General features: G+C 41.5%; 9 protein-coding genes. All 9 read left to right on the forward strand.

Going from position 1 to position 9974, the window contains the following annotated elements; genetic code table 11:
* The first annotated feature begins 2 nt into the window (after positions 1-2).
* Positions 3-1259: a cell division protein FtsZ gene (gene ftsZ, locus HMPREF3057_RS02565; RefSeq protein ID WP_000144261.1), complete on the forward strand. Its 1257-nt coding sequence runs from the start codon at positions 3-5 to the stop codon at positions 1257-1259.
* 3 nt (positions 1260-1262) lie between these two features.
* Positions 1263-1934: a YggS family pyridoxal phosphate-dependent enzyme gene (locus tag HMPREF3057_RS02570; RefSeq protein ID WP_049505659.1), complete on the forward strand. Its 672-nt coding sequence runs from the start codon at positions 1263-1265 to the stop codon at positions 1932-1934.
* Between the two features lie 9 nt (positions 1935-1943).
* On the forward strand, positions 1944-2474 hold the full coding sequence (locus tag HMPREF3057_RS02575) for a cell division protein SepF (protein WP_000053367.1): 531 nt from the start codon (positions 1944-1946) through the stop codon (positions 2472-2474).
* The gene (locus HMPREF3057_RS02580) at positions 2474-2734 is read left to right on the forward strand and encodes a YggT family protein (RefSeq protein ID WP_000576501.1); all 261 of its coding nucleotides are present in this window, start codon (positions 2474-2476) and stop codon (positions 2732-2734) included. The genes HMPREF3057_RS02575 and HMPREF3057_RS02580 overlap by 1 nt, the downstream gene beginning before the upstream one ends.
* Positions 2731-3522 (forward strand): YlmH family RNA-binding protein, encoded by a 792-nt coding sequence (locus HMPREF3057_RS02585; protein ID WP_000126363.1) that lies wholly within the window; start codon positions 2731-2733, stop codon positions 3520-3522. The genes HMPREF3057_RS02580 and HMPREF3057_RS02585 overlap by 4 nt, the downstream gene beginning before the upstream one ends.
* A gap of 8 nt (positions 3523-3530) precedes the next feature.
* Positions 3531-3785: a DivIVA domain-containing protein gene (locus HMPREF3057_RS02590; RefSeq protein ID WP_000028988.1), complete on the forward strand. Its 255-nt coding sequence runs from the start codon at positions 3531-3533 to the stop codon at positions 3783-3785.
* 16 nt (positions 3786-3801) lie between these two features.
* On the forward strand, positions 3802-4596 hold the full coding sequence (locus HMPREF3057_RS02595) for a DivIVA domain-containing protein (protein ID WP_001123188.1): 795 nt from the start codon (positions 3802-3804) through the stop codon (positions 4594-4596).
* 253 nt (positions 4597-4849) lie between these two features.
* Positions 4850-7642, forward strand: a complete 2793-nt coding sequence (gene ileS, locus HMPREF3057_RS02600; RefSeq protein WP_070696239.1) for an isoleucine--tRNA ligase — start codon at positions 4850-4852, stop codon at positions 7640-7642.
* A gap of 292 nt (positions 7643-7934) precedes the next feature.
* Positions 7935-9974: G5 domain-containing protein (locus HMPREF3057_RS10400; RefSeq protein ID WP_257370663.1), on the forward strand; the 2040-nt coding region annotated here is incomplete at its 3' end.

The following is a 9974-nucleotide window of genomic DNA, read 5'->3' on the forward strand; positions in this document are numbered from 1 at the left end:
TTATGACATTTTCATTTGATACAGCAGCAGCTCAAGGCGCAGTTATTAAGGTAATTGGTGTCGGTGGTGGTGGTGGTAACGCCATTAACCGCATGGTTGACGAAGGTGTTGCTGGTGTAGAATTTATCGCAGCCAACACTGATGTACAAGCCCTTAGCAGTACGAAAGCAGAAACAGTTATCCAACTTGGTCCAAAATTGACTCGTGGTTTGGGTGCTGGAGGTCGTCCGGAAGTTGGACGTAAAGCTGCAGAAGAAAGTGAAGAAGCTTTGACGGAAGCTATCACTGGAGCAGACATGGTCTTTATCACTGCAGGTATGGGTGGTGGATCTGGTACAGGTGCAGCCCCTGTTATTGCACGTATCGCTAAAGATCTTGGTGCTCTTACAGTTGGTGTTGTGACACGTCCTTTCGGATTTGAAGGAAGCAAACGTGGCCAGTACGCTGTAGAAGGAATCAACGAACTTCGCGAGCACGTTGATACTTTGTTGATTATCTCTAATAACAACTTGCTTGAAATTGTTGATAAGAAAACGCCACTTCTTGAAGCTCTTAGCGAAGCAGATAACGTTCTTCGCCAAGGTGTTCAAGGGATCACTGACTTGATCACGAACCCAGGATTGATTAACCTTGACTTTGCTGATGTGAAAACTGTAATGGCAAATAAAGGAAATGCCCTTATGGGTATCGGTATCGGTAGTGGTGAAGAACGCGTTGTTGAAGCCGCTCGTAAAGCTATTTACTCTCCACTTCTTGAAACAACTATTGATGGTGCAGAGGATGTCATCGTCAACGTTACTGGTGGTCTTGACTTGACTTTGATTGAAGCAGAAGAAGCTTCAGAAATTGTCAACCAAGCAGCTGGTCAAGGTGTAAACATCTGGCTTGGAACATCAATTGACGAAAGCATGAAGGATGAAATCCGTGTTACTGTTGTAGCGACAGGTGTTCGTCAAGAGCGCGTGGAAAAAGTAGTTGGAGCTCGTAACAACCAACCAGTTGGACGTCCATCAACTAAAGCGCCACAAGCACACACATTTGACCGTCAATTCGACTTGGAAGAGACAGCAGAATTGCCTAAATCAAGCCCACGTCGTTTTGAAACAAACCAAGCCTCTGCTTTTGGAGACTGGGACTTGCGTCGTGAGTCAATTGTTCGCCAAACAGATCCAGTTGTTTCACCAGTAGAACGCTTCGAAACACCAGTTTCACAAGATGAAGATGAATTGGATACACCTCCATTCTTCAAAAATCGTTAATCAATGAATTTGAAAAAAAATACTGAATTAGTTTTTCAGCAAATAGCTGATGCTAGTCAAGAAGCCAACCGTGCTCTAGATGCTGTTTCAGTAATCGCAGTGACAAAGTATGTAGATGTACAAACAGCGGAAGCCTTGCTTCCGCTTGGTGTCCGTCATATAGGTGAAAATCGAGTCGATAAATTTTTAGAAAAATATCAGGCCTTGAAAGATTACCCAGTTACTTGGCATTTAATAGGAACACTACAGAGACGGAAAGTGAAAGAAGTAATCCCATTTGTGGATTACTTTCATGCTTTAGACTCCTTAAAGTTAGCCCAGGAAATTCAAAAGAGAACAGATCATGTTATCAAGTGTTTCTTGCAGGTCAATATTTCTGGGGAAGAAAGTAAGCATGGATTTTCAAAAGAAGAATTGCTAGAACTTTTGCCAGAATTGGCTAAGTTAGATCAGATTGAGTATGTTGGTTTAATGACCATGGCTCCTTTTGAGGCAGACAGTGATGAATTGAAAGAAATTTTCAAGGATACGCAGGCTCTGCAAGCAGAAATTAGAGAAAAACAAATCCCTAATATGCCGATGACGGAGCTAAGCATGGGAATGAGTCGTGATTTTAAAGAAGCGATTCAGTTCGGCTCAACCTTTGTTAGAATCGGTACAGCATTTTTTAAATAGGAGAGAGCTATGTCTTTAAAAGATAGATTCGATAAATTTATAGATTATTTTACAGAAGACGGAGAAGAAACGACTAACTACCAGACTCAACAAGAGGAAACAGTTAGCCCAGCCATCTCATCTTCTAAAGAATTACCAGCACCTGCTCAGTCAGGATCAGCTAAAGATGCAAATATCACTCGTCTTCATGCGCGACAGCAAGAATTGGCAATGCAAAGCCATCGTTCAGATGAGAAAGTGACAATTGATGTTCGCTATCCAAGAAAATATGAAGATGCAACTGAAATTGTAGATTTGTTGGCTGGAAATGAAAGTATTTTGATTGATTTCCAATATATGACAGAGGTTCAAGCCCGTCGTTGCCTTGATTACTTGGATGGAGCCCGTCATGTCTTGGCTGGAAATATGAAAAAAGTTGCGAGTACGATGTATCTATTGACGCCTGTCAATGTTGTCGTGAATATTGAAGATATCAAGCTTCCAGATGAATCACAAAGCGCTGAGTTTGGTTTTGATATTAAACGAAATAGAGCAAGATAATGATTTTCTTAATTCGTTTAATCCAAAATGCGGTTAGCATTTATTCCATCATTCTCGTTGCATTTGCTCTTCTTTCATGGTTTCCAAATGCCTATGAAAGCCAGCTAGGTCGCTTAGTTATCAGACTTGCTCGCCCAGTTATTGAGCCCCTTCGTAAGCTCAATCTACAATTTGCTGGTCTTGATTTTACGGTTTGGGCAGCGCTGATTCTGATTCAGTTTGTTGGAAATCTCTTAACACGACTAGTCTTATTACTATGACAGCAAATCGAGCCATTTATCAGCATTTTTCCCAAGATGATATTCCCTTTATTGATAAGGGGTTAGAGTGGATCAAGCGGGTAGAAGATACCTATGCACCGGTACTTACTCCTTTTATCAATCCCCATCAGGAACAGATTTTGAGGGTACTAGCTGGGACATATGGACTGGGTTGCCAAAGTAGTGGTGATTTTCTTCCGACAGAGTCGGTTCGAGTTCTTCTCTATCCAGATTACTTTGAACCGGAGATATCAGACTTTGAAATGGCCTTGTTGGAAATTTGCTATCCGAGTAAGTTTGAGCAACTGAGTCATGGAAAAATATTGGGAACAATTATCAACCAACTAGGAATTGACCGTAAATTATTTGGTGATATCTTGGTAGATGAAAAGAGAGCACAGATTTTTGTCAATCGTGATTTCATTCCTCTTTTTCAGGATGGAATAAGAAAGATTGGCAGACTTCCTGTATCGCTGGAGGAACGTCCTTTTACCGATAGGATTTTGTCTAAAATTGATTATAGAGAACGAGAAATTTTAGTTTCGAGTTTTCGATTGGATGCCCTCTTATCAAGTGCCTTGAAATTATCTAGAAACCAAGCTAGTCAACTGATAGAGAAAAAATCTGTCCAGGTAAATTATCATGTGGTTGAAAAATCTGATTACCAGGTTGCAGTTGGGGATTTGATCAGTGTGAGAAAGTTTGGTCGTTTGAAAGTTGTCAAAGACAATGGTCAGACCAAAAAGGATAAGAAAAAACTAACAGTCAGGCTACTTTTAAGCAAGTGAGAAAAAATATGTCGATTACACCACAAGAAATAAGTGATAAAGCTTTCTCAAGAACATTCAGAGGCTACAATCAGGAAGAAGTTGACCTATTTCTAGATAAGATTTACTTTGAATTAGAGGAGATGATTCGATACAAAGATGAAACTGAACTCTATATCAAAAAACTAGAAGAACGTCTTTCCTATTATACGAATGATATTCCTAAGAGAACAGTAACAAGCGAGCAAGAACCAGAAGCAATTAATGATTCTATTTTTTATTAAGTAAGTGAGGAAAAGTATGCCAATTACATCGTTAGAAATTAAAGATAAAACCTTTGGTACAAGATTTAGAGGTTTTGACCCAGAAGAAGTAGACGAGTTTCTTGATATCGTTGTTCGTGATTATGAAGACTTGGTTCGTAGCAATCACGACAAAGAGACACACATCAAGAGTTTGGAAGAACGTTTGTCTTACTTTGATGAAATGAAAGATTCCTTGAGTCAGTCAGTTCTGATTGCTCAAGATACAGCTGAGCGTGTCAAACAAGCTGCTCAAGAACGTTCAAACAATATTATTCAACAAGCTGAACAAGACGCTCAGCGTTTGCTTGAAGAAGCGAAATACAAGGCAAACGAAATTCTCCGTCAGGCAACAGATAATGCTAAGAAGGTTGCTGTTGAAACTGAAGAATTGAAGAACAAGAGCCGTGTATTCCATCAGCGTCTTAAATCAACGATTGAAAGTCAGTTAGCAATTGTTGAGTCATCTGATTGGGAAGATATTCTTCGCCCAACAGCTACTTATCTTCAGACAAGTGATGAAGCCTTTAAAGAAGTGGTGAGTGAAGTTCTTGGTGAAACTGTATCTTTACAACCAGAGGAAGAACCAATTGATATGACTCGTCAATTCACACCAGAAGAGGTTGCTGAATTGCAAGCTCGTATCGAGGCTGGCAACAAAGAATTAGCTGAGTTTGAAGCTCAACAAAATCAACAGACAGAAGAAAGTGACCAGCATGAAGAGCCAGTTGAGGTAGAGGCTACTGCAGCAACTGAAGACGATGCAAACAAAGAATCTGTTCTTATCCTATAAGAAAATGTGAGAACAAGGTCTAACCAACTATATTTTCAGCGAGCGGGAGATGGTGTGAGTCCTGCAGTCCCTAGTGGTTAGATTATCCTCTCAAGCAATCCGGTCTGAAAGCAGTAAGACTGGACGTCCCCCACGTTACGGGAAAAGAGGAAAAGAGACATTGTCTTTTTTCGAACAAAGGTGGTACCACGATTTTCGTCCTTTTTTGCGAGTCGTGGTTTTTATTTTGTCATTTTAAATTAAAGGAGTAACAATGAAACTTAAAGAAACCCTCAATCTTGGGAAAACAGACTTTCCAATGCGTGCTGGTCTTCCAACCAAAGAGCCAGTTTGGCAAAAAGAATGGGAAGAAGCAAAACTTTACCAACGTCGTCAAGAGTTGAACCAAGGAAAACCTCATTTCACCTTGCATGATGGTCCTCCGTATGCAAACGGAAATATCCACGTTGGACACGCTATGAACAAGATTTCTAAAGATATTATTGTTCGTTCTAAGTCTATGTCAGGATTTTATGCGCCTTATATCCCAGGTTGGGATACACATGGTTTGCCAATCGAGCAAGTTTTGGCAAAACAAGGCGTTAAACGCAAAGAAATGGACTTGGTTGAGTACTTGAAACTTTGCCGTGAGTATGCTCTTTCTCAAGTTGATAAACAACGTGAAGACTTTAAACGATTGGGTGTTTCTGGTGACTGGGAAAATCCTTATGTGACCTTGACTCCGGACTATGAAGCGGCTCAGATCCGTGTCTTTGGTGAAATGGCTAAAAAAGGCTATATCTACCGTGGTGCCAAGCCTGTCTACTGGTCATGGTCTTCTGAGTCAGCTCTTGCTGAAGCGGAAATTGAGTACCATGACTTGCTTTCAACTTCCCTTTACTATGCTAACCGCGTCAAAGACGGAAAAGGTGTTCTAGATACGGATACTTATATTGTCGTATGGACCACTACACCATTTACCATTACAGCCTCTCGTGGTTTGACAGTTGGAGCAGATATTGATTATGTATTGGTACAACCAGCTGGTGAATCTCGTAAGTTTGTAGTTGCTTCAGAATTGTTGAACAGTTTGTCTGAGAAATTTGGCTGGGCTGATGTTCAAGTCTTGGCGACCTACCGTGGTCAAGAATTGAATCACATCGTAACAGTCCACCCATGGGATACGGCTGTAGATGAGTTGGTAATCCTTGGTGACCACGTTACGACTGATTCTGGTACTGGTATTGTCCATACAGCCCCTGGTTTTGGTGAGGACGACTACAATGTCGGTGTTGCCAACGGCCTTGAAGTTGCTGTAACAGTTAACGAACGCGGTATTATGATGGAAAATGCTGGTCCTGAATTTGCGGGTCAGTTCTATGACAAGGTTGTGCCGACGGTTATCGAAAAACTGGGTGATTTACTCCTTGCTCAAGAAGAAATTTCTCACTCATACCCATTTGACTGGCGTACCAAGAAACCAATCATCTGGCGTGCTGTTCCACAGTGGTTTGCCTCTGTATCTAAATTCCGCCAAGAAATCTTGGATGAAATTGAAAAAGTGAAGTTCCACTCAGAATGGGGGAAAGTTCGTCTTTACAATATGATTCGTGACCGTGGCGACTGGGTTATCTCTCGTCAACGTGCTTGGGGAGTTCCCCTTCCTATCTTCTATGCTGAAGACGGAACGCCAATCATGACTGCTGAGACTATTGAACATGTAGCTCAACTCTTTGAGGAACACGGTTCTATCATCTGGTGGGAACGTGATGCTAAGGACCTCTTGCCAGAAGGATTTACTCATCCAGGTTCACCAAATGGCGAGTTCAAGAAAGAAACAGATATCATGGACGTATGGTTTGACTCAGGTTCATCATGGAATGGAGTAGTGGTCAACCGTCCAGAACTCAAATATCCAGCAGATCTTTACCTTGAAGGTTCTGACCAGTACCGTGGTTGGTTCAACTCATCACTTATCACATCTGTTGCTAACCATGGCGTTGCTCCTTACAAACAAATCTTGTCACAAGGTTTTGCTCTTGATGGTAAAGGTGAGAAGATGTCTAAATCTCTTGGGAATACGATTGCTCCAAGTGATGTTGAAAAACAATTTGGTGCGGAAATCTTGCGTCTCTGGGTAACAAGTGTGGACTCAAGCAACGACGTGCGTATCTCTATGGATATCTTGAGCCAAGTCTCTGAAACTTACCGTAAGATCCGTAACACTCTTCGTTTCTTGATTGCCAATACATCTGACTTTAACCCAGCTCAAGACGCAGTAGCTTACGATGAGCTTCGTTCTGTTGACAAGTACATGACCATTCGCTTTAACCAGCTTGTGAAAACGATTCGTGATGCTTATGCTAACTTTGAATTCTTGACAATCTACAAGGCCTTGGTGAACTTCATCAACGTTGATTTGTCAGCCTTCTACCTTGACTTTGCCAAAGACGTTGTTTACATCGAGGGTGCCAAATCACTCGAACGCCGTCAAATGCAAACTGTCTTCTATGACATTCTTGTCAAAATCACTAAACTCTTGACACCAATCCTTCCTCACACAGCAGAGGAAATCTGGTCATATCTTGAGTTTGAAGCTGAAGAATTTGTGCAATTGTCTGAATTGCCAGAAGCGGAAACTTTTGCCAACCAAGAAGAAATCCTGGATACATGGGCAGCCTTCATGGACTTCCGCGGACAAGCTCAAAAAGCCTTGGAAGAAGCACGTAATGCAAAAGTAATCGGGAAATCACTCGAAGCACACTTGACAGTTTATCCAAACGAAGTTGTGAAAACTCTTCTTGGAGCAGTAGATAGCAATGTGGCTCAACTTTTGATCGTGTCAGAATTGACCATCGCTGAAGGTACAGCGCCAGAAGCTGCCGTTAGCTTCGAAGATGTAGCCTTTACAGTTAAACGCGCTGCAGGTGAAGTATGTGACCGCTGCCGTCGTATCGATCCAACTACTGCAGAACGTAGCTACCATGCAGTCATCTGTGACCACTGTGCAAGCATCGTAGAAGAAAACTTTGCGGATGCAGTTGCAGAAGGATTTGAAGCGAAATAATCATAATAGAATCAAGTTGTCTCATAGTTTAAGATGAGATAAAAATGTAAAAGAGAGAAAGTTATTTCTCTCTTTTTTGTTGGAAAAAGTTTAGGACAAAGGGGGGAAATCTAATAATTTTGGAGTTCGTTTTAAATTGATTTTTGAGATTTTTTAAAAAGAGGAGTCGTTTTTTGGTACTTTTAAAAAGCATGTGTTACTTCTAAAAATCGCGACAAATAATTTGAATAATCAAGTGAAATCAGGTAGAATAGAAAGGATTGAATAATATATTGAAAAGGAAATCTTTAGAATGACACATCAGTTTTATGGAGAAAAACGACAGCGCTTTTCTTTCCGGAAGTTGTCCGTTGGGCTCGTTTCGGCGACTATTGGAAGCTTCTTTTTGAGTGGGCAAATAACTGGGGACTTGACTTCTGTAAAGGCAGCAGAAATTCAAAGTCAGCAGTCTGCTCAGGTCAAATACCACTACGTAGTGGAGTCTGAATTGACGGAGGCAGAGAAGAGTGCCTTGATCAGGGAGATTCCAAAGCATGTTGAGAATGCTTCAGAGACCTATTACTTAGTTTATCGTCCGACTACTCAAGGGGATTCGTCTGGAGTATTACCTAAGACAGGTCACTCCGGTCTTTGGGAATCAACTTTTACAGCGATGGGTCTTGCATTACTAGTGCTTGTAGTTGTTAAAGGAAGAAATGGGAAGAGGTATTTATCTTCTATCTTGTTGGTAACTGGAATGGGATCCATACTGCTATCTCCAACAGTCTTAGCAGTGACGAATATCGAGCTCGCTGCATATAATCAAAGTCTTAACTTGGGTCTTGGAGATGCACTTCCAGCGCCATTGAAAATTGACGGTTACGACTATATCGGTTACTTAAAGAATGAAGAACAAAATGATAGTCATTTAACTCATTCTGCTCAGAAGGAAAATCTGACACTTGACTTGGAGAGAGAGAAGGAAAGAGAGCTAAAACCAAGTGAAACAAATCTTGATATGAAAGAGATTGTTTCAGATAAGGGGGATGCTTTAACTGAGGAAGAAAGAGAAGCTATAGCTGCTAAGGAGATAGAGTTCACACGCTCAACTCCTATTTATGACTTACCAGAACTAAAAATTAGCGAGCAGGAGTCAGTTCAAGAACTTCCTTATCAGACAAAATACCAATATTCCGATGAATTGCCTCAAGGGCAATCAAAAGTCATACAATCAGGTGTTCGAGGTCAACGTACAGTGGTGACTCGTCATTTTCGTAAGGATCAAGAAATCGTAAAAAGCGAAATGATTTCTGATCAAGTGACGCTTGAACCTGTTTCTGAAATTATTTTAGTTGGAACAGCTCCAACTAACTCGATACCAAAAGAAACTCCAGTTCACGAAGTTCCAGAATTAGTAGAGTACGGTACAACTCCTGAAACAGCGCCTGTTCACGAAGTTCCAGAATTGGCAGAGTATGGCACCAGTCCTGAAACCTCTCCAGTTCACGAAGTTCCAGAATTGACAGAATACGGAACCAGTCCCGAGACATCTCCAGTTCACGAAGTTCTAGAATTGGCAGAGTATGGCACCAGTTCTGATACAGCTCCAGTTCAAGAGATTCCAGAACTGACGGAATATGGGACAAATCCTGATACAGCTCCTATTCATGAGAATTCTGAGTTGGAATTGACTACAAATGATGAGGTTAGAATAGAAAAGATTGATTTTTCTATTGACGAGCAATATACAGATGAGATTCCAGAAGGAAGTCATCAAATCACAACTCCAGGTGTTGAGGGAGAGCGCACGATTAAGACTCGTGTCTACAGTTCTAACGGTCAGGAAATCGACCGTCAAGAACTTTCGAATGAAGAAACCTTGGCTCCTGTAACACAAATCGTCAAGGTCGGCACAGCTAAGCCAAATATGGTGCCGAATGAAGCTCCGAAAGCAGACGCTCTGCCAGAGTATCCGTTGACATATACTGACGAAACTCGGGTAGAGAAAATAGCCTTCAACATTGAGGAGCAATATACGGATGAATTAGTTCAAGATGCTCGTCAAATCGCAACTCCGGGAGTCCAAGGTGAACGCACGATTAAGACTCGTGTTTACAGCTCTAACGGTCAAGTTGTTGACCGCCAAGAGTTGTCCAACGAGGAAACTCTAGCTCCCGTAACACAAATCGTCAAGGTCGGCACGGCTAAGCCAAACATGGTACCGAACGATCCACCGAAAGCAGACGCACTGCCAGAGTATCCGTTGACTTATACCGACGAAACTCGCGTAGAGAAGATTAACTTCACAATTCGTGAAGAAGAAACCGATGAGCTAGTTCAAGATGCTCGTCAA

Origin of the sequence: Streptococcus sp. HMSC072D05 (assembly GCF_001815805.1) — a bacterium.
Taxonomy (GTDB): domain Bacteria; phylum Bacillota; class Bacilli; order Lactobacillales; family Streptococcaceae; genus Streptococcus.